General features: G+C 40.2%; 16 protein-coding genes and 1 pseudogene. 1 reads left to right on the top strand and 16 read right to left on the bottom strand.

Going from position 1 to position 19,568, the window contains the following annotated elements; translation table 11 throughout:
- Positions 1-125: 125 nt before the first annotated feature.
- Positions 126-653, top strand: a complete 528-nt coding sequence (gene yjgA, locus J7338_RS14790) for a ribosome biogenesis factor YjgA (protein ID WP_210797773.1) — start codon at positions 126-128, stop codon at positions 651-653.
- A gap of 183 nt (positions 654-836) precedes the next feature.
- Here the strand turns inward: yjgA and J7338_RS14785 are convergent, their stop codons facing one another.
- The 16 genes and pseudogenes from J7338_RS14785 to J7338_RS14715 all read right to left on the bottom strand — a co-directional run bounded on the left by J7338_RS14785 (position 837) and on the right by J7338_RS14715 (position 19,557).
- The gene (locus J7338_RS14785) at positions 837-2,207 is read right to left on the bottom strand and encodes a Gfo/Idh/MocA family protein (protein ID WP_210797772.1); all 1,371 of its coding nucleotides are present in this window, start codon (positions 2,205-2,207) and stop codon (positions 837-839) included.
- Between the two features lie 309 nt (positions 2,208-2,516).
- Positions 2,517-3,590 carry a phosphotransferase enzyme family protein gene (locus J7338_RS14780; RefSeq protein ID WP_210797809.1) on the bottom strand — a complete coding sequence of 358 codons (1,074 nt, stop codon included), beginning with the start codon at positions 3,588-3,590 and terminating at the stop codon, positions 2,517-2,519.
- A gap of 49 nt (positions 3,591-3,639) precedes the next feature.
- Positions 3,640-4,515: a nucleotidyltransferase family protein gene (locus tag J7338_RS14775; RefSeq protein WP_210797771.1), complete on the bottom strand. Its 876-nt coding sequence runs from the start codon at positions 4,513-4,515 to the stop codon at positions 3,640-3,642.
- Between the two features lie 210 nt (positions 4,516-4,725).
- A complete protein-coding gene (locus J7338_RS14770) occupies positions 4,726-6,798 on the bottom strand; it encodes a M13 family metallopeptidase (protein WP_210797770.1) in 2,073 nt (690 codons plus the stop codon).
- Positions 6,799-6,980: 182 nt separating this feature from the next.
- The gene (gene mutT, locus J7338_RS14765; RefSeq protein ID WP_210797769.1) at positions 6,981-7,376 is read right to left on the bottom strand and encodes an 8-oxo-dGTP diphosphatase MutT; all 396 of its coding nucleotides are present in this window, start codon (positions 7,374-7,376) and stop codon (positions 6,981-6,983) included.
- A gap of 168 nt (positions 7,377-7,544) precedes the next feature.
- Positions 7,545-10,253: a preprotein translocase subunit SecA gene (gene secA / locus J7338_RS14760; RefSeq protein ID WP_182719662.1), complete on the bottom strand. Its 2,709-nt coding sequence runs from the start codon at positions 10,251-10,253 to the stop codon at positions 7,545-7,547.
- Between the two features lie 413 nt (positions 10,254-10,666).
- Positions 10,667-11,146, bottom strand: a complete 480-nt coding sequence (locus J7338_RS14755; protein ID WP_210797768.1) for a DciA family protein — start codon at positions 11,144-11,146, stop codon at positions 10,667-10,669.
- A gap of 192 nt (positions 11,147-11,338) precedes the next feature.
- Positions 11,339-12,250, bottom strand: a complete 912-nt coding sequence (gene galU / locus J7338_RS14750; RefSeq protein WP_210797767.1) for a UTP--glucose-1-phosphate uridylyltransferase GalU — start codon at positions 12,248-12,250, stop codon at positions 11,339-11,341.
- Positions 12,251-12,457: 207 nt separating this feature from the next.
- Positions 12,458-14,413 carry a polysaccharide biosynthesis protein gene (locus J7338_RS14745; protein WP_210797766.1) on the bottom strand — a complete coding sequence of 652 codons (1,956 nt, stop codon included), beginning with the start codon at positions 14,411-14,413 and terminating at the stop codon, positions 12,458-12,460.
- A gap of 142 nt (positions 14,414-14,555) precedes the next feature.
- Positions 14,556-14,729, bottom strand: a pseudogene (locus J7338_RS21050) (four helix bundle protein); the annotation flags it as partial.
- An 88-nt stretch (positions 14,730-14,817) separates the two neighbouring features.
- Positions 14,818-15,012: a four helix bundle protein gene (locus J7338_RS21045; RefSeq protein WP_338052479.1), complete on the bottom strand. Its 195-nt coding sequence runs from the start codon at positions 15,010-15,012 to the stop codon at positions 14,818-14,820.
- Between the two features lie 57 nt (positions 15,013-15,069).
- Positions 15,070-16,245 carry a DegT/DnrJ/EryC1/StrS family aminotransferase gene (locus J7338_RS14735; protein ID WP_210797765.1) on the bottom strand — a complete coding sequence of 392 codons (1,176 nt, stop codon included), beginning with the start codon at positions 16,243-16,245 and terminating at the stop codon, positions 15,070-15,072.
- A 3-nt stretch (positions 16,246-16,248) separates the two neighbouring features.
- On the bottom strand, positions 16,249-17,094 hold the full coding sequence (locus tag J7338_RS14730) for a 3-hydroxyacyl-CoA dehydrogenase family protein (protein WP_210797764.1): 846 nt from the start codon (positions 17,092-17,094) through the stop codon (positions 16,249-16,251).
- Positions 17,094-17,729, bottom strand: coding sequence for an acetyltransferase (locus J7338_RS14725; RefSeq protein WP_210797763.1), 636 nt, complete (start codon positions 17,727-17,729; stop codon positions 17,094-17,096). The genes J7338_RS14730 and J7338_RS14725 overlap by 1 nt, the downstream gene beginning before the upstream one ends.
- Positions 17,726-18,322, bottom strand: a complete 597-nt coding sequence (locus J7338_RS14720; protein WP_210797762.1) for a sugar transferase — start codon at positions 18,320-18,322, stop codon at positions 17,726-17,728. The genes J7338_RS14725 and J7338_RS14720 overlap by 4 nt, the downstream gene beginning before the upstream one ends.
- A 2-nt stretch (positions 18,323-18,324) precedes the next feature.
- Entirely contained in the window at positions 18,325-19,557 is a 1,233-nt protein-coding gene (locus J7338_RS14715; protein WP_210797761.1) for a glycosyltransferase family 4 protein, read from the bottom strand.
- Positions 19,558-19,568 lie beyond the last annotated feature (11 nt).

The following is a 19,568-nucleotide window of genomic DNA, read 5'->3' as shown; positions in this document are numbered from 1 at the left end:
AGCGTTTTGCATGCGCAATCATAATACTTAAATGCTAACACACTCACTGCATTGCATCAGCTAATATTAATCATTAAAAGAATCACGTATAATGACTACAGTTAACGTTATCATATGAGTACCCCATGGCGAAGAAAAAAGGCAAGCCTGCTGAAATTGAAGAAGAAATTATCTATATATCAAAAAGTGAGCTAAAGCGCGAAGCGCAAGAGTTTCATCAGTTAGGTGCTGAAATTGCCAAAATGGGGAAAAAACAGCGCGAGCGCTTACCCTTAAATGACGATTTAAAAGCGGCAATGGTTGTTGCAGACAAAATCAGTAACAAAAGTGATGCATATCGTCGTCACTTAAATTACATCGCAAAAACGTTGCGTACCGTTGAGAATATCGATGAGATCAACGCTATTATCGACATTATGCTGAATAAAAATAATCAAGCCGAAGTGATGATTAAAAAGATTGAGCAATTACGCGATGATTTAATTGCCCAAGGTGATGATTTAGTGAATGAAACCATTGAGCAATACCCGACTATTGACCGTCAAAAATTACGTCAATTGGTGCGTAATGCAGCAAAAGAAGTAAAAATTGAAAAGCCAGCTAAAGGCTATAAAGAGCTATTTCAATATCTTAAAGAAAGCATCATGCGCTAAACTACATTTAGTTTAGTAATAAATTGCCTATATACAGTCTGGATGTAAACCCCCGCTATTTATAGGCAGTTACCATTTATTGATCAGTAACCTCTTCAAATCCCCTCATTAATAACTTTAAACACCGATGCCACCCCGTAGGCGGAATTACTTAACCACGGCACCTCGCGCAGCTCTTATAGTTTAACCTACAATTCCTAGCGGTTTGGCACTTTGCCATGCACCACGAGTAAAGTCGGGAATATCAATTGACGCACTACGATTACTAACTGACTGTGCCGACAGCGGCGATATAACAGACCAAGCAGCGCCGTCGTAAACATCTTGATCAAGCGCCTCGCCATTGCGTAAACAATAAATCATCCGCCAGAACATTAAGAAGTCCATGCCGCCATGGCCGCCGTTACGCTCTGCCTCTTCGCCCATTTTGGTCCACAGTGGGTGGTCGTATTTTTTATACCAATCAGCCATTTCATAATCCCACTCATGAAAACTTTTCGAACCACCATCCTCCAGCGCAATACGATTTGGAAAACCAGCAAACACACCATTAGTGCCTTGAATTAAATTATGGCGCGAGTACGGGCGTGGCGTAGTGGTATCATGTTGAACCATAATACTGCGCCCTTTTACTGTTTTGATAAGCGTGGTATTCATATCGCCAGCAATATAATTAAGCTGATTACGTTGATGATCGGCTGGAAATTCTTTCTTTGCATAGGCGCTACGGCCCAGTGCTGGTGAACTCACCGAGGTTAAAAAATCAAATCGATCGCCGCGATTAATATTCATATATTGTGACACAGGACCTAAACCGTGCGTTGGATACAAATTACCGTTTCGTTTTGCATGCCAAGCGGTACGCCAAGAGCCAGTTTTATGCTCAACTTCTTTCATTTGCCAACGTAATTCATGAATATACGCCGCCTCACCATGTAACAGCTCACCAAACACGCCTTGGCGAACCATATTCAATACCATTAACTCATCACGACCATAGTTGACATTTTCCATCATCATACAGTTCTTTTGCGTACGCTCAGCGGTATCAACTAGTTGCCACATTTCTTCAACCGTCAATGCTAACGGCACTTCAACAAAAGCATGCTTGCCACTATTCATGGTATCGATTGCCATCGGTGCATGCCACGACCATGGTGTAGAAATAATCACAATATCAATATCATCGCGATTAAGCATTGCTTGATAGGCATTATCGGCGCCAGTATAAAGTGCAGGCTTAGTCAACCCTTTGTCAGTGAGGTAGTTAGCTGAACGCTGTAATACTTCGTCATGGCTATCACATATTGCTTTAATTTCTGTACCAGCAATATGACTCATGCGCTTTACGTGGCCAAAACCACGCTGCCCTAAGCCAATAAATCCAACCCGTACTACATCCATTTTTGGCGCGACAAGGTCAATTACAGAGCGCCCTTGCGCTGGGGGAGTAATAACGCCACTTTGAGTCCCCGTGGCACACCCTGAAATCACACTAGCCGCTGCCGTAGCACTCGCGGCTTTTAAAAAATCTCGACGATTAAACTGCTTCATTATTATTATCCTAGAACTAATCTAGTTTTAACTTACCTAAAACAGCTTGGGAGGTAAAGCAGATGGGGATGGATAGCATAGGAAAGGAAGGGGTTAGAATTAACCTTAACTCTTGGTATTTAACCAACCTCAATCGACGATGTAGGAAATGGCTTTAGCCATGAATTTTATAAATCTTTCGTTCGCGGCTAAAGCAGGCTCCTACGAAAACTATTTTTGTACAAAGAGAAGTGAATGAGTGTTAGTGAGAAGATATTTCACTTCCCCCTAAAACCTACGACCTAGCAGCTAGCCCTTTAACTTAAAAAATCACACATCTCTTAAAATAGCTTTAAGCGTGTTTTTTTTTGCGAGAATATCACGATATAAAGCAAACTGATTTTGCGCACGTTCTAAGTTATGGTTAGCATGCTTGATTGAAAAATAATGATCACCATCAATGTAATCCGTTAAAAAACGTAGGCCAATCATAAAGGTCATTACTTTCGTGCCTAACCAAAAACTTTGTTTTTCTTGCTCGGTAATCAAGTCTTTCAAAGGCTCTACATAACCTTTAACTACCGCTGCAAAAATTTCTTCACGCACACATACATTAGCTAAATCTGTTGAATCTTCTTGTTCAGGAGAGCAAAAAGTACGCACCATATCACCAAAATCATACAACCAATAACCAGGCATACAGGTATCTAAATCAATCACTGCTTTGGCATCATTTGATGTATTACAAAACAGCATATTATTAATTTTAGTATCATTATGACATGGTCGAACCGGCACAATGCCCGTCAATGCTTTAAGCTCATCAATTAAGCCAAATTGCGCGAAACAAAAATCAACGTCAGCTTGGCAGCTGGCTAAGCGTTGCTGTGGATCTTTTGCAACCACAGCTTTGAGCTTTTCAGCGCGCATTGCTAAATTATGAAAATCAGGAATAACATGATGTAGTTGCTTGGCATCAAAATCTTCTAAAGCAACAGCAAATTGACCAAATGCATTGGCTGCAGTTTGCGCTTGTGAAGTATTTAAAACTACATCTTCACTGTAACTGCCGCCAATAAATTCGAGTGCGCGCCAAACACCATTATCACAATCAACTAAATAATTATTTTCAACTGTAGGAACATGGCGGATGATTGCTAAATCATAGTCACCAGATTGATGTTTTTTAGTTAAATGCCGTTCAATTAAACGGGCATTTTTTACCAGCATATCAGGCTCAGGAAAAACCTCAGTATTTAACTTTTGCACTACCAATGATTTTTTTGGCGCCGTTAACAACATAGTGGTATTAATATGACCACTACCAATTGGTTTCATACTGACTTTTTCATTGCCAAGGCCAAAACTTTCCGACAAGTAAACCGCTATGGAATTTGACTTCATACTTACTTCGCTTTTGTTGTGCCCAGAAAAAGGCAAGATCGGGGCTGGTTCATCCACGACGTAATTCATATAATTTACCTGCAACATCCTGTAATTCTGATTTATAAGTTACTCCATACCATGACTCTTTAGCAGTATAAATAGTAACTATTTGTTGATTAAATGTGATCGCTTGTTGAATTTGATCTGGTAAATAATACTCCATTTTGACACCGTTGTCATATTTTTGCAGGAACTCAATAAAACCTGCTTCAAGAAAGCCAAATAGCGTAGGTGTAATGGCCCAGAAACTCATAGAACCCAATGCATCTGCAGCGATTTCCTCGCGGTAGCCATGTGGGTTATCACCTACTATTTGCGTGCTTTCTTTTTGTATATTTAAATACTCAACAACATCAATTAATTGGTTATTGTTAACTTGGCATACACCACGATTTACGCCGCCTTGCTCTGATAAGGTATCAATAATTGGATAACCAACCATAGCCCAACTATTGTGATTTTTAAAATGATCGGCAAGTAATATAAATGACGACGCGCCATAGTAATCATCCGCTGTTATCACTATAGCGGGGTTATGAACATACTTTTTGGCGCACAATAAAGCATGCCCGGTGCCCCAAGGTTTTTCTCGTTGTTGCACCAAAGTTTGAAATTGCTCAGGCACTAAATCAATACTTTGCTCCACAAGTACAACATCTATACCTGTTGGAAGTCGCGGTAAAATGACTTGCTCTATCTCACTGCGCACCGCTTTATTAACCACTAATACAACCTGGGTTACTCCTGCTGCTACAGCATCAGCAATACTCAACTCCATAATGGTGCAACCCAACCCGGCAATCTCAGCAATTTGCTTATTGCCACCAAAGCGAGTGCCCAAGCCACCCGCGAGGACGACTAAACTTAGATGATGTTTTTTCATTTTTAATCAGCTTTAACGTATATTAAAGCCGAGTTTACCAGTTTTAAAGGTGAGATCTAGACAAACACAAAACAACCTTAACTACGCTGCATAAAGCCCCGCCGACTCTAGCACCTAAATACCTAGAAGCCTTCTCTTTAACCCTTTTGCTTCCTTCAAAAAAAACGGTGGCCTAAGCCACCGTTTAATCATCAAACTAATAAAAATTAATTACCAAATTTTTACGCGTTCAGCTGGTTTTATGTACATTTCGTCGCCATCCTTAACGTCAAATGCTTGATAAAACTCAGGCATATTCGACAAAATACCAATCACGCGGTAGTGACTTGGTGAATGCGGATCTGTCATTAGGCGGTTACGTAACTCTTCGTCACGATATTTACGACGCCAAATTTGCGACCAACCCATAAAGAAGCGCTGATCACCCGTATAACCATCAATCACAGGGGCTTTATCGCCACCTAGCGATAACTGATAAGCAGTGAAAGCAACCGTTAGGCCGCCTAAATCGCCAATATTCTCACCTAAGGTCAATTGTCCATTAACGCTGGCATCTGCAAATGGTTGATACTCGTTATACTGTGCAACTAACTGACCAGTACGCGCCTCAAACTGTTTAAGGTCTGACTCGCTCCACCAATCACGTAAATTACCATCACCATCATACTTAGCACCTTGGTCATCAAAACCATGACCTAACTCGTGACCAATTACCGCACCAATTGCACCGTAGTTAACCGCATCATCGGCTTCTAAGTTAAAAAATGGTGGTTGTAATATTGCAGCTGGGAACACAATTTCGTTATTCACAGGGTTATAATAAGCATTCACTGTTTGTGGTGTCATGTGCCATTCAGAACGATCAACTGGCTTACCTAGCTTGTCAATCATATCGGCATAAGCCCATTCACTATGGCGAATATAGTTACCCACTAAGTCATCGGCATTAATGCTTAACTGTGAATAGTCTTTCCAGTTATCTGGATAGCCAATTTTTGGGGTGAATTTGTCGAGCTTTTCTTTCGCAGCAAGCTTGGTTTCAGGGCTCATCCACTCAAGATTTTCAATTGCAACGCCATAGCCTTTGATCACGTTATCAACTAACTCTTCCATGCGCGCTTTTGCTTCTGGCGGGAAATTGTCTTTAACGTACACTTTTCCTAAAATTTCACCTAACACTTCATTTGATGCATCAACGGCTTGTTTCCAAAGCGGAGTTTGCTCTTTTACGCCGCGTAATGTGGTACTGTAAAAGTTAAAGTTTAAATCAACCAGATCTTTATCTAATATACCTGCGTAGTTACTTACTAAATGAAATTTAAGGTATTGTTGCCACGTTTCAAGATCTGTTGTTTTATAGATATCTGCAAACTTTTCAAAGTAGCTAGGCTGACTAACAATAATATCGGCTACATTCACACCAGACGCTTTGAAGTATTCTGCAAGGTCAAACTCACCTGTTAGCTTACTTGCATCACTCACGCTCATTTTATTATAAGACTTTGTAGCATCTCGACTTTCAACACGCGTCCACTGTGCATCAGCAATACTGGTTTCAAGTGCAATAATTGCTTTAGCAGCTTCATCGGCTTTTTCTACACCTGCGCGTTTTAGAACGTCAGCAATGTAAACTTGGTACGCAGCACGAATTTTAGTGAACTTTTCGTCGTCTTTTAAATAATAATCACGATCCGGTAAGCCAAGGCCTGATTGATACGCATATAATGCATTTTCACTCGAGTTCTTAGCATCATTATTTACATACCAACCAAATGGCACCGCGCCACCTTGAATACGTATTTGCGCCATAAGTGTAACTAAATCAGACTTATTCTTAACACCATCAATAGCAGTTAACGGACCATTTAGCGGTGTTATACCTAATTCATCACGCTTAGCTTTATTCATGTAACTCTTAAAGAACGCACCTAGCTTATATTCATCCGTACCAGCTTTAACCGCTGTATTTGCTGCTGCTTTTTCAAGCACTGTTTTCATTGCCGCTTGCGAATCATCATATAACTGTGAAAACGAACCATAATTTGATTTATCACCCGGGATTTCAGTCGTCGCCAACCATTGGCCATTTACGTGATAATAAAAATCATCCTGAGCGCGGACCGATTTGTCCATATTTACTAATTCAATACCTGAATTGAGTTGTTCTGCCGGCGCGCTAACAGCAACCGTTTCCGGTGCTTTAGCTTGTTCTTGTTGTTCGCCGCAACCGACTAATCCCAAAGCAAGTGCAATACTTGCCGCGGTAAGCGTTACTTTTTTCATGATTGTCTCGTTTGTTAGTTATTGTTTGAATACTCAGCCACTCAAATAAGGCTCTTAAATAGAATATTCGTTAGCCCCATCTTAAACATGTTCCATGTAACAATAAACCGATAAGCCAAAACAGCCGCTTTTAATATGTAACAAAGTTTGTAAATAGGAGTTCACCTCGCGCTATTTTATGTTCACCACTGTGTTTTTATTTTTTCAATGATTTCTACGTTTGCAGCAGGGAAGTTGTATTCATCTAATTGATCTATTGCGACCCATGCACTTTGCTGACCTTCTGCACCATGGGCTTGGCCGCTAAAATCAGTAACTAAATGCACGTCGAGTTTTACACATTTATCGCCATAATCATGCTCAATAACCATCAGCTCGCTTGAACTATTAATTGTTAAACCTACTTCTTCTTGAAGTTCGCGCTTTAGTGCTTCGAATACCGTTTCACCAGCTTCTACTTTGCCGCCCGGAAACTCCCACAAACCACCTTGATGTTTATCGTCAGGGCGCTTACAGATAAATAGTGTGTTATCTGCTTTGATAACCCCCACCGCTACATGCACAATTTTTTTAGTCATCGTAATACCTTTATTAAAACCGCGCGGCATAAAGCCGCGCCTACGCTTTAAAACAAAGGCGCTATCCTAGCTCCTAGCACCTTTGTCTTCCTAGTACCTTTAACCACATTCCGAAAAACAAAAAAGCGACGCAGGCGTCGCTTTTTAATGGTTAATTATAACATTTGGTTATTTTAACTTACCACAACACTGTTTGAACTTTTGACCCGAGCCACACGGGCAAGGTTCGTTGCGGCCAACTTTTGGCTCTGCGCGTGATGTTACAACCGCACCTTGAGGTGCTTCGCCGCCTACGTGCTCAACTTCTTCATGTTGATATTCGCGAGGAGCATTTTCACTTTGGCGGTGTTGCTCTTCGATTTTTTCAACATCTTCTTCAGCACGTACTTGTACTTTACTTAAAATACTAACTACATCAATTTTCAGATTCTCAAGCATCTCTGAGAACAATTCAAACGACTCACGCTTGTACTCTTGCTTAGGATTCTTTTGCGCGTAGCCACGTAAATGAATACCTTGGCGAAGGTGATCCATCGCAGCAAGGTGATCTTTCCAATGTTGATCCAGGCTTTGTAGCATAATTGCTTTCTCAAACTGACGAAGTACAGAATCGCCAACTTGTTGCTCTTTCTGTTTGTAAGCTTGCTCAACTGACTCTTCAATACGCTCACGTAACTTTTCTTCGTAAAGTTTGTTATCGTCAGCTAACCATTGTGTAATCGGTAACTCAATTAAGAAGTCTTGCTTTAAGCGCTCTTCAAGGCCCGGAATATCCCACATTTCAGCTAAACTTTGCGGTGCAATATATTGGTCAATAGTGTTGCCCAATACGTCACCACGAATAACCGTGATTGTCTCTGAAATATCGCCTTCTTCAAGCAACTCATTACGTTGTGAGTAAACAACGCGACGTTGGTCGTTTGCTACATCATCGTATTCAAGCAACTGTTTACGCACATCAAAGTTACGTGCTTCAACTTTACGTTGCGCGTTCTCAATGGCACGGTTAACCCACGGGTGCTCAATCGCTTCACCGCGTTGCATACCTAGTTTACGCATCATATTAGTCATGCGTTCACCAGCGAATATACGCATTAGCGCATCATCCATCGAAAGGTAAAAACGGCTTGAACCGGCGTCACCTTGACGGCCAGAACGACCACGTAGCTGGTTATCGATACGGCGTGATTCGTGACGCTCAGTACCAATGATATGTAAACCACCAGCAGCAATTACTGCATCATGGCGAATTTGCCACGCTTCTTTAATCGCTTTGATTTGCTCATCAGTTGGATTTTCAAGTTTTTCAACTTCGCTATTCCAGTTACCGCCTAACACGATATCAGTACCACGACCGGCCATGTTAGTTGCGATTGTTACTGTGCCTGGTAAACCAGCATCGGCAACGATGTCTGCTTCTTGGGCATGGAATTTAGCATTAAGTACGTTGTGCTTGATTTTTTCTTTACGTAAAAATTGCGATAAATACTCAGAGCTTTCGATTGAAATCGTACCCACCAATACTGGCTGGCCGCGCTCTTGGCAATCTTTAATATCGATTAGAATGGCTTCGTATTTTTCTTCTTGCGTTAAGTAAACTAAATCAGCGCGATCTTCACGGATCATCGGCTTATTAGTTGGCATAACAACAGTATCTAGACCATAGATTGACTGAAACTCAAATGCTTCAGTGTCGGCAGTACCGGTCATACCTGCAAGGGTATCGTAAATACGGAAGTAGTTTTGGAATGTAATTGACGCTAACGTTTGGTTTTCGTTTTGAATTTTTACATTTTCTTTTGCTTCAACAGCTTGATGCAAACCTTCAGACCAACGACGCCCTTCCATTGTACGGCCAGTGTGTTCATCAACAATGATTACTTCGTTTTCTTTTACAACGTAATCAATGTCTTTTTGATACAACTTATGAGCACGTAATGCCGCATAAATATGGCTAAGCAGGGTAATACTCGCAGCAGAATAAAGCGAGTCGCCCTCAGCTATCAAACCACGTTCAATCAGTAATTCTTCAACTTTAATTTGACCACGTTCAGTTAAATGAACTTGCTTGGCTTTTTCATCAATAGTGAAATCACCATCGCCTTCAATACCTTCTTCGTCTTCTTTCTCTTGTAATTCAAGAAGCGGAACAATGGTATTGATTTCAGCATACAGCTGCGAACTGTCTTCAGCGGGGCCGGAAATAATCAGTGGAGTACGGGCTTCATCAATTAAGATCGAGTCAACTTCATCGACTACCGCATAGTAAAGTGGACGTTGTACGCGTTCGTTAATGCTAAACGCCATATTGTCACGCAGGTAATCAAAACCAAATTCGTTATTAGTACCGTAGGTAATATCAGCGGCGTAGGCTTCTTTTTTCTGTTGCGGCATCATACCCGGTACGTTACAACCAACAGTTAAACCTAAAAATTCAAATAATGGGCGGTTAGTTTCAGCATCGCGCTTGGCAAGGTAGTCATTCACAGTAATTACGTGAACACCTTTACCCGTTATACCACGTAAGTATGCTGGTAAACTTGCGGTAAGGGTTTTACCCTCACCAGTACGCATTTCTGCGATGCGGCCTTGGTGTAAAACCATACCACCTAGCAACTGTACGTCAAAGTGACGCATACCATTTACACGTTTTGATGCTTCACGTACCACAGCAAACGCTTCTGGTAGAATGTCATCAAGACCTTGTCCGTTATCGTAACGCTCTCTAAACTCTGCTGTTTTGGCTTTTAAATCTTCGTCTGAAAGCGCTTCAAGTTGCGTTTCAAGCGCGTTGATCAGCGCGACCGTCTTTCTTAAATTTTTAATAGTGCGGTCATTGCGACTACCAAAAATCTTGGTAAATAAATTAGATATCATGATAAAACCGTTACAATGTGTTCTTTGCTAGCCGAGTATCAGCTAACCCATTTTTATAATTACTAATTAATAGATTACTCACATGAGCACATATTAATTAGCAATTTCGAGAAACGTTGTGAAATACAGCGTTCAATACGTGCGCTACTATACCAGACTCTGCGAAACATCAAACCATCGCATAGTTAAGATATCAGTTTTCTGCAAGAAAATTTAAAATAAGCCGTAAACATAACTTTAATTAAGACTATAAAATTATATTAACTATGAAGATATGGAGGTGGATAAAAGAAAATCAAGGGGAGAAGACAAAGTGGTAAGCGGATTTAAAAATATGGAATCCATTGTAAAATTTATAAATACTCACCAATAATAAGCACTGAATTTTACGGCTTAAAACTTATGGCTTACGTTCACTTCCTACCATGCCTCGCTAATCGCTCTAGCTTTTCTTTTAGTGATGGTGGTGCACTTTGTGCAATCGCTTTGAGGTAATCAGCGGTTTGTTCACTCATAGCTAATTTATTCGCAGGAGTGGCATTAGCTGTTTTTAACGCATTATTTGCACTTAATCGCTGGCTGACTTGTGGGTTTGCAGTAATTTTAATTTGTCCAAGCTCTGCCATACCGGCACTACGAAAGTGTGTCAGCATATCCATTTTTAAGTAGTTTAAACGCAGTGCTATAGGCGCAGATACCGCCTCAATCATCAGCGTACCATCGCGATAATTACTAACGCGACATTTTCCACCTAAATTAGCCCCCAAAAATTCACTCAATAAAATTTGTTGTTTATCTAATGCTTGGCTTTTACCTGCATACGACGACAGTCGACCACTCAGGCCAGCCATAATATCGTTTAAAGGTTTTGGCGCGAACCTATCTTTAGCCATACAAAACACCAAAAGTTACATTGAAGAGACTAAGTTTAATTGAATGCAAAGGCTAAAGCTACTCTGGGTAATGACGATACTTGGAACTTGGGACCAAGGTACAGGCACAAAATCAAAGATTAGAGACTAGCTCCCCTATAATCTAACGCCTCAATACAAAGTGCGCGGCATAAAGCCGCGCCTACAATAAATTTACACTGCCTTTAAATAATTTGTTTTTTTAGGGTTAACTAATTCTGTTACAAAGTTTGTAAAGTCAGCGCCTAAGCTTTCATCACGCATGCTGTATTCAACAATCGCTTTTAAATAACCAAGTTTATCGCCACAATCATGGGCGCGACCACTCATATGAAATGCTTCAACCGTTTCAATTTTCATCAGCATATCAATAGCGTCAGTTAATTGAATTTCACCGCCTGCGCCAACCGGAGTTTTACTCAGTAATTGCCAAATAATTTTTGACAGCACATAACGGCCGACTACAGCAAGGTTTGATGGCGCATCACCAACAGTTGGTTTTTCAACCATGGTTTTGATTTTAGCACTTTCGCCCGCAGTAATTACAGCGCCATTTATATCAGCAATACCGTATTTGCATACATCTTGCTCAGGTACCGGTTCAAGCATAATTTGGCTTGCTGATGTTGCTTTAAAACGCGCAATCATTGCCGCTAAGTTTTCAGTTTCTTGATCCGCAGTATACGCATCAAGTATTACATCTGGCAGTAAAACTACAAAATCATCATCACCAATGATTGGCTTAGCACACAACACCGCATGACCCAAACCTTTAGCTTCACCTTGGCGTACATGCAAAATAGTTACATCTGCAGGGCAAATAGAGCGCACTTCATCAAGTAACTTACGCTTTACGCGCTTTTCAAGTGTCGCTTCAAGCTCAAAACTAGTATCAAAATGGTTTTCAATAGCATTTTTAGAGCTATGAGTTACGAGTACAATTTCTTTAATACCTGCCGCAACACACTCATTCACTATATATTGAATAAGTGGTTTATCAACTAAAGGTAGCATTTCCTTGGGGATTGCTTTAGTCATTGGCAACATACGCGTACCAAGACCTGCAACTGGTATAACAGCTTTCATAGTTAGTCCTTTATTTCATATTTAATTTAATTTAATTTAATTTAACAGCACAAAGCTTTATCGGAAGTGAATCGGAGTTTTAGAATAAATGTGGCAGCTTAGCTCGCTAGGCTTGAGGGTTCCAGCAATCTTAGGTGTAACGTAGGCAATGGCTTTCGCCATGAATTTTATAAACTACGCGGCATAAAGCCCCACCTACCTTTTAACCTACCCCTTTAAATTAACAACATTCGCTTGGGGGATACTTTCGATCTGTACATCTTTTTTAGCATTCCATACTAAATCACAAATACCATCAGTTGGGTTAAACCCTGTTGGGGCATCAAGTAACAATTGGCGTATCATTTCGTGGTCAAAATTATGGCAAGCAATATCAAATGCTTCTAAAAACACTTTTAACTTAGGCAGTGGGAGCATAGTTTCATTTGCCGTCATTATACGTTCGTGCGGTGTTTCACCCACGTTATCGCCAATTAGTAGTTCTTCATATAGCTTTTCGCCTGGGCGCAGGCCGGTACATCGAATTTCAATATCACCATGGGGGTTGGTTTTGTCTTTCACTTCAAAACCTGACAAACGGATCATCTTACTGGCTAAGTCTTTAATTTTAACCGAATCGCCCATGTCGAGTACAAATACATCACCACCTTTCCCCATAGATCCAGCTTGAATTACCAGTTGTGCAGCTTCAGGTATCGTCATAAAAAAACGGGTTATATCTTGGTGGGTAAGCGTAATTGGCCCACCTCCCTTAATTTGCCTACGAAATAACGGTACAACAGAACCAGACGAACCAAGCACATTACCAAAACGCACCATACAAAAACGGGTGCGATGCTCTTTGCCCTTAGTTTGTGCCAAACCTTGTAACACCAGCTCAGCCATACGTTTAGTAGCGCCCATTACATTAGTTGGTCGTACAGCTTTGTCGGTGGAAATTAAGACAAAAGTCTCAACCCCTGCATTTACAGCAGCTTTGGCTGCGTAGTAAGTACCAAATACATTATTACGTACTCCCTCCACTACATTGTGCTCAACCAATGGAACGTGTTTATAAGCAGCAGCGTGATAAACCGTTTGCACACCGAATGCCATCATTGCGGTTTCAATACGATTAATACGCTGTACCGATCCCATAATAGGGATTAATTCTAACTCCATAGCATTGTGAATAATATATTCGTTTATCTCTTTTTCAATTGAATACAAGGCAAATTCTGATATTTCAAATAACACCAGCTTTTTAGGCTGTTGCCTAATTATTTGCCTGCACAGCTCTGAACCAATAGACCCGCCAGCCCCAGTTACCATTACTACCTTGCCAGTAATATTTGCAGCCATAAGCTCAGGCTTTGGTGTAACAGGATCACGGCCTAATAAATCTTCAATTTCAACTTCTCTAAATTCAGAAAGCTGCGCTTTACCTTCAACCACATCGGCCATACCAGGGATAGATAAAACTTTAACTGTTAATGGCTCCAGTTGGGCGAGTACTTCTTTTCGGCGTGCACGGCTAGTACTTGGTAATGCTAATAATACTTTAGTTACTTTGCCTTTATTAATAAGCTCATAAATATCTTTAAAGCATATTACGGGAATCCCTTGCACGATAGAGCCTTGCTTAGTTACATCATCATCAATAAAAGCACGAACATAATACTCAGGCCCCGCCCCAAGTGCAGTTGCAAGCTGCCTTCCCGCAGAGCCTGCACCATAAATAATGACCGACTCCTTATTCACAGTGGCCATTTTTCCGATCATGGCGCGCACTACAATGCGTGAACCACCAACTGTCAACAAACATAACCAAGCAAAGATAAAAGGCATAGTCCGTGGGATGGTAATACCGACAAAAAACGACAGTAATACTAAACTTACAGTGGTGATAACTGTACCAAGCACAATAGCCCATAATGCTTGCGCATTCATGTACCTAAGTACCGCACGATATAGACCAAAATTAATAAACGCGATTAAACCGGTAGGAATTAACATAGCTAAAAGTAGCCAATTGCCAAGTTCATTAAATGGTGCAAAGCTATCTAAACGCACAATAAGAGCAAGCCAAAATGCTGCGGCGATAAAAAGTGAATCAATAAATAAGGTAATCACGCGCTTTTTAGCACGCGAGGCATTCAAAATAGATCGGATGAAACTATCCACAATAAGTTCCCTTTTTTGTACTTTGTTGATTCAAAGAGCTAATAGCATACTCTTTATTTGTTAATATTTTATGAATTATAGCGTATAAAAAGTAAAGGAGCTAGGAGCTAGGAGCTAGGAGCTAGGAGCTAGGAGCTAGGAGCTAGGAGCTAGGAATATCATAATCAGGCTCTTGCTCTTTAACAAAGCCTTTTCTGCGTTTAATTAACGCCGCGATCATTGCTGCAACTTCTTTAGCTTCAGATATTAGCTTTAATCCATGCTCTTTATTTATAAAGCCAATTTCAATACCAATATAAAGTTGTGTGACTAACTCACCAGCTGAGCCTTTCGCGTAATATAAAAATCTAGATTCATCATTAGCAGTTTCGCGCTCTACTCGTTATTCGATAAGTCCGTTTATCTCACCTATTCGAGGCCGCGCAAGCGCGTTCAAAATTTGCTCCTGCAATTTTGTCAGCTATATTAGAAGGAATAGAAACAGCAGACCGCATTACCTGATCTTTAAAGCCGTAATCATTGCAATTTTTAGTAACTTTATAAATATTACAAGCTAAACAAGCAGCTCTTTTCCAAACATCCAGTTTTTCAAATTGCATAAAACGTCCCTCTTTAGTTTCCTTGTCCCTAGTCTCTTCCTAGCCCCTAGCAACCTATCACTTACTCGCCAACTCAAACACTTCTTTCATTACTTGAGTTGTTTTGGCTATTTCAGATTCAGTCAACGTTGGGTGCACTAAAAACATGATTGACGTTTCACCAAGTTCAACAGCGTTCGGTAGGCGGGTTTCTGGGCGCCATGGGGTGTTATCAAACGCTTTTTCTAAATACACTTCTGAGCAACTACCTTGAAAACACGGTACTCCGTGCTCAACTATAGTGTTAACTATACGGTCGCGATCCCAACCTTTGGCTAACTGTTCTGGCTTTATAAACATATAATGCTTATATTCTGCATGTTCACTGTATTTCGGAACCTCAACTAAACGAATACAGTCAAAAGCACTTGCAGCTTTATCAAGCTGCGTCCCGTATGTTTGGCGTTTAGCAGTCCAATCGCTCATGCGGGTTAATTGAATACGGCCGATTGCGGCTTGCATTTCAGTCATGCGCCAGTTAGTACCAAAGCTTTCATGCAGCCACCTGAACCCTGGTGGGTGTTCACGGTTATAAATGGCATCAAAGCTTTTACCGTGGTCTTTATAGCTCCACATAGCTGACCATAACTCTTTTGAGTTTGTGGTTACCATGCCGCCTTCACCGCCGGTAGTCATTATTTTATCTTGGCAAAAACTCCATGCCCCAATGTGGCCTATACTGCCCACAGACTTACCTTTATACTTAGCGCCATGCGCTTGTGCACAATCTTCGATCACATAAAAATCATGCTGCTTGCTGAGCGCCATTATTTCGTCCATCTCAGCTGGCATACCCGCCAAATGTACAACAATAACGGCTTTGGTTTTTGGTGTAAGTACCGCCTTTATAGACTCAGCAGTAATCGCTTGGCTGTTTAGGTCAACATCAGCAAATACCGGTGCTGCGCCAGCAGTAACAATACTAGAGGCTGATGCTAAAAAAGTACGCGGTGTAGTTATAACCTCATCACCTGCACCTACATTTAACGCTTTAAGCGCAATATCTAATGCAAGCGTACCATTACCAAGTGCTATTGCGTATTGACTATCAGCCCAGATGGCAAACTCTTTTTCAAATTCACGGCCTTCAGTACCCGTCCAATAGTTAACTTTGTTTGACAAAACAACACGACTTACAGCATCAGCCTCTTGCTGAGTAAAGCTAGGCCAAGGAGAAAATGGGGTATTTAACATATATTAATACTCAAAAAAGCCTTTCTTAGTTTTACGGCCTAAATGGTTAGCTCTAACCATTTTTCTTAGGAGGGGATGGGCTCTATATTTAGGATCTCCAGTTTCACTATAAAGAGTTTCCATTATAGATAAATTCACATCATTACCAATTAAATCGGCTAGTGCTAAAGGGCCCATAGGATGGTGCGCACCAAACCTCATAGCTCTATCAATATCTTCAGCTGTTGCTACACCTTCGGCTAAAATACTTACAGCTTCATTGATCATCGGTATCAACATTCGGTTCACAACGAACCCAGGAGCTTCTTGAACAACAACAGGCGCTTTACCTAAAGCCTTAGTCAGAGTTTGCAACTTATCAACTACCAAAGGGTTAGTTTCATGGCCTACAACTATTTCAACTAATTCCATAATAGGAGCAGGGTTGAAAAAATGTAACCCGATTACATTCTCTGGGTTAGGTAAAACACTACCAAAAGCTGTAATAGATAGAGATGAAGTATTAGAAGCAACAATTGTTGATTCATTAATAAAACCAGAAAGCTTAGAAAAAAGTTCCATTTTAGCGACAAAGTCTTCGGCAATCGCTTCTATAATCAAATCAGAATTACCAACAATTGCAAGCTCGGTGCAACAGACAACTTTTTCTATTGCAATACTTGACAGCTCAGCTGATATTTTCCCTTTACGAGCAAGTCTAGATATATTTTTTTCACAGGTACTTTTTGAAGTAATAGCTTTATCTTCAGTTCTTGCGATTAAATTTACTTTTGAAACCTCATTACTTACACAAAGCACTTGGGCTATACCCGTAGCCATAGTTCCAGAGCCTATTATTGATACTTCCATTACTCAGTTATCTCCTTTAATTTTTTAGCGGGGTTACCAGCAAAAATAGTTCTTTCCGGAATGTTTTTAGTCAATACTCCCCCCATTCCAAGCATTGAGCCTTTCTGAAGATTTAAACCTTGTCTAATTGTAGCACCCGTACCAATTTCAACTAGGTCGTCTAATATTACGTTTCCAGAAATAGCGGCCATTGGAGCTACAGTTATAAAATCACCAAATTTACATTCATGCCCAACGGTTACATTAAGGTTTAATATATTGTGAGCGCCAAGGGTAATATCTGCAGTGAGTATAGAACCTGCACAAATGATGCTACCTTGACCAAAACTAACAGTATTGGAGTATCTAGCACTCGGGTGGATTAATGTTGCAAAATTCGGCTTTCCTAATAGCTGCATTTTATCTGAGACAGCTTTACGCGTCCTAGGATTACCGATAGCTATTACAAACTCACAATCTGAAGTGTAATCCACCCAAGAGTCAACTGAACCTAAAACGATTGCCCCTTGGACATCTGCACCATGTGTAAAAGTATTATCGTCTAAAACACCTCTTACTTTACGGTTGCAATCATGCGCTAGCCAAACAACCTCTTTAGCAAATCCACCACCACCTATAACTATAATTTCTTTCACTTATTATCACTCCCTTTAAAAAGAGACATTGTCGCCTCACCTTCAGCGCTTATACCTTCACGTACAAATACTTTTTTTACGGTAAGTAATAGTATTTTAAAATCAAGTAAGAAGCTTTGATTGTCAACATACCACACATCGAGCTTAAACTTTTGCTCCCAACTAATCGCATTACGGCCATTCACTTGCGCCCAACCGGTAATACCCGGGCGTACATTATGGCGTCGCGCTTGCTCTGTACTGTACAAAGGTAAATACTGTACTAATAAAGGCCGTGGGCCAACTAAGCTCATATCCCCTTTTAATACATTAAATAAACCAGGTAGCTCATCTAAGCTGGTAGAGCGTAAAAAAGCACCAAATTGAGTCATCCGTTCATCGTCTGGCAGTAAATTACCTTGCTTATCTTTACCATCAAGCATGGTCCTAAACTTCATCATTTTAAAAATTTGACCATTCAAACCAGGGCGGTCTTGCGTAAATAAAATAGGCGAGCCCAATTTAAAACGAATAAGTACAGCAACAACAATTATTATGGGTAATAAAATAAATAATGCACTGAGGGCAACTAAAAAATCAAAGAGGCGTTTCATAACTACCTTCCATTCTGCCCTGAAATATTTTCTATTTCACGAATTTTAACAAGGTACTCCTCAGCAAGTGTTTTATACATTCTCCTGGAGAGGATCCATTCTTTTCCTTTGTCGCCAAGGTTGCGCCGCTCATCGTCATTCAAGAACGCAAACTTGATTAATGCATCTTGCATCACATCTTTATCGTCAGCAGGTATAAAAATCCCAGAACCTGACTCATTTAACATCGATGGATAACCTGAGTATGAAGCAACCACAGGTTTACCTGATAACATATATTGCACTACCTTATTCATGGATTGCCCAAAATCCCACACTTTTGAATTCTGGGTTGATAAATACAAAACATCACATTTATTCAAAAAATACTGAACCTCTTCTTGCTTTATTTTTGGAACAAAAGTTACGTTATCGTAACTAGTTAGTTCATTTTTGAACTTATCTTTTAAATCACCAGCGCCAACTAAAACAAAGTGAAGCTCTTTAAATTCTGACATATTTTTGATGATATCAATAAACGGCTGAAGTGAATTAGATATACCCATACTTCCAGCATAACCGATTATTTTTTTCCCCTCAGGGAAATAAACATCTAACTTAGGCACCTCTAAAACGGCACCAATCTGATGTTCATCGATACCTAACGGAGAACAAAAAACTTCTTTTTTATAACCTAGAATACTCTCTACATGTAAGTCTAGCCTAGGCATAGTACCAACGATTAAATCTGCATTTTTGTAACCAAACTTTTCTAACCACCCTAATACAATTGATAGGGGGTGGTATTTACTTACCCCTCCCTCTTCAATAAGTGTTAGAGGCCAAATATCCCTAATTTCAAAAATTAGTGATGCACCGAACCTTTTTTTTAAATAATACCCGTATACAATCGAAAGCAATGACAGTGATGATATTAGAACTACATCTGGCTTATTTAGCTTTTTTTTATCCATTAGAAAAAGCCTAAACTCGAAGTCAAACCAACTCAATACACGTTTCATCGAAGCTGACTTGTTGTATTTTATATTTTTAATCCAACAAACCTTTACTCCATCCTGCTCTTCGTAATTATATCTACTTTCAGTTTCAGGGAATTTACATAAATGATTTGAGTCAGAAGTAATGAGAACAACTTGTTCACACTGCTTACTAAACTCTTTTGCTAAATAGAAAAGGCGAGCGGCAGCCCCATAACTGGGGATGCTCGCATATTTTGATATACACCAAATATTCATAAAATATCTAA

This window comes from Pseudoalteromonas ostreae (assembly GCF_018069805.1).
GTDB classification, from domain to species: Bacteria; Pseudomonadota; Gammaproteobacteria; order Enterobacterales; family Alteromonadaceae; genus Pseudoalteromonas; species Pseudoalteromonas ostreae.
Note: the sequence above shows the minus strand (reverse complement) of the source record. Positions and strands in the feature narration are given on the sequence as shown.

Excerpts from the sequence above, each read along its gene's own strand:
- galU (WP_210797767.1), bottom strand. The coding sequence starts at position 12,250 with ATGAAAGCTGTTATACCAGTTGCAGGTCTTGGTACGCGTATGTTGCCA.
- J7338_RS14785 (WP_210797772.1), bottom strand. The coding sequence starts at position 2,207 with ATGAAGCAGTTTAATCGTCGAGATTTTTTAAAAGCCGCGAGTGCTACG.
- J7338_RS14735 (WP_210797765.1), bottom strand. The coding sequence starts at position 16,245 with ATGTTAAATACCCCATTTTCTCCTTGGCCTAGCTTTACTCAGCAAGAG.
- J7338_RS14755 (WP_210797768.1), bottom strand. The coding sequence starts at position 11,146 with ATGGCTAAAGATAGGTTCGCGCCAAAACCTTTAAACGATATTATGGCT.
- secA (WP_182719662.1), bottom strand. The coding sequence starts at position 10,253 with ATGATATCTAATTTATTTACCAAGATTTTTGGTAGTCGCAATGACCGC.
- J7338_RS14715 (WP_210797761.1), bottom strand. The coding sequence starts at position 19,557 with ATGAATATTTGGTGTATATCAAAATATGCGAGCATCCCCAGTTATGGG.
- J7338_RS21045 (WP_338052479.1), bottom strand. The coding sequence starts at position 15,012 with ATGCAATTTGAAAAACTGGATGTTTGGAAAAGAGCTGCTTGTTTAGCT.
- mutT (WP_210797769.1), bottom strand. The coding sequence starts at position 7,376 with ATGACTAAAAAAATTGTGCATGTAGCGGTGGGGGTTATCAAAGCAGAT.
- J7338_RS14730 (WP_210797764.1), bottom strand. The coding sequence starts at position 17,094 with ATGGAAGTATCAATAATAGGCTCTGGAACTATGGCTACGGGTATAGCC.
- yjgA (WP_210797773.1), top strand. The coding sequence starts at position 126 with ATGGCGAAGAAAAAAGGCAAGCCTGCTGAAATTGAAGAAGAAATTATC.
- J7338_RS14775 (WP_210797771.1), bottom strand. The coding sequence starts at position 4,515 with ATGAAAAAACATCATCTAAGTTTAGTCGTCCTCGCGGGTGGCTTGGGC.
- J7338_RS14770 (WP_210797770.1), bottom strand. The coding sequence starts at position 6,798 with ATGAAAAAAGTAACGCTTACCGCGGCAAGTATTGCACTTGCTTTGGGA.
- J7338_RS14720 (WP_210797762.1), bottom strand. The coding sequence starts at position 18,322 with ATGAAACGCCTCTTTGATTTTTTAGTTGCCCTCAGTGCATTATTTATT.
- J7338_RS14780 (WP_210797809.1), bottom strand. The coding sequence starts at position 3,590 with ATGAAGTCAAATTCCATAGCGGTTTACTTGTCGGAAAGTTTTGGCCTT.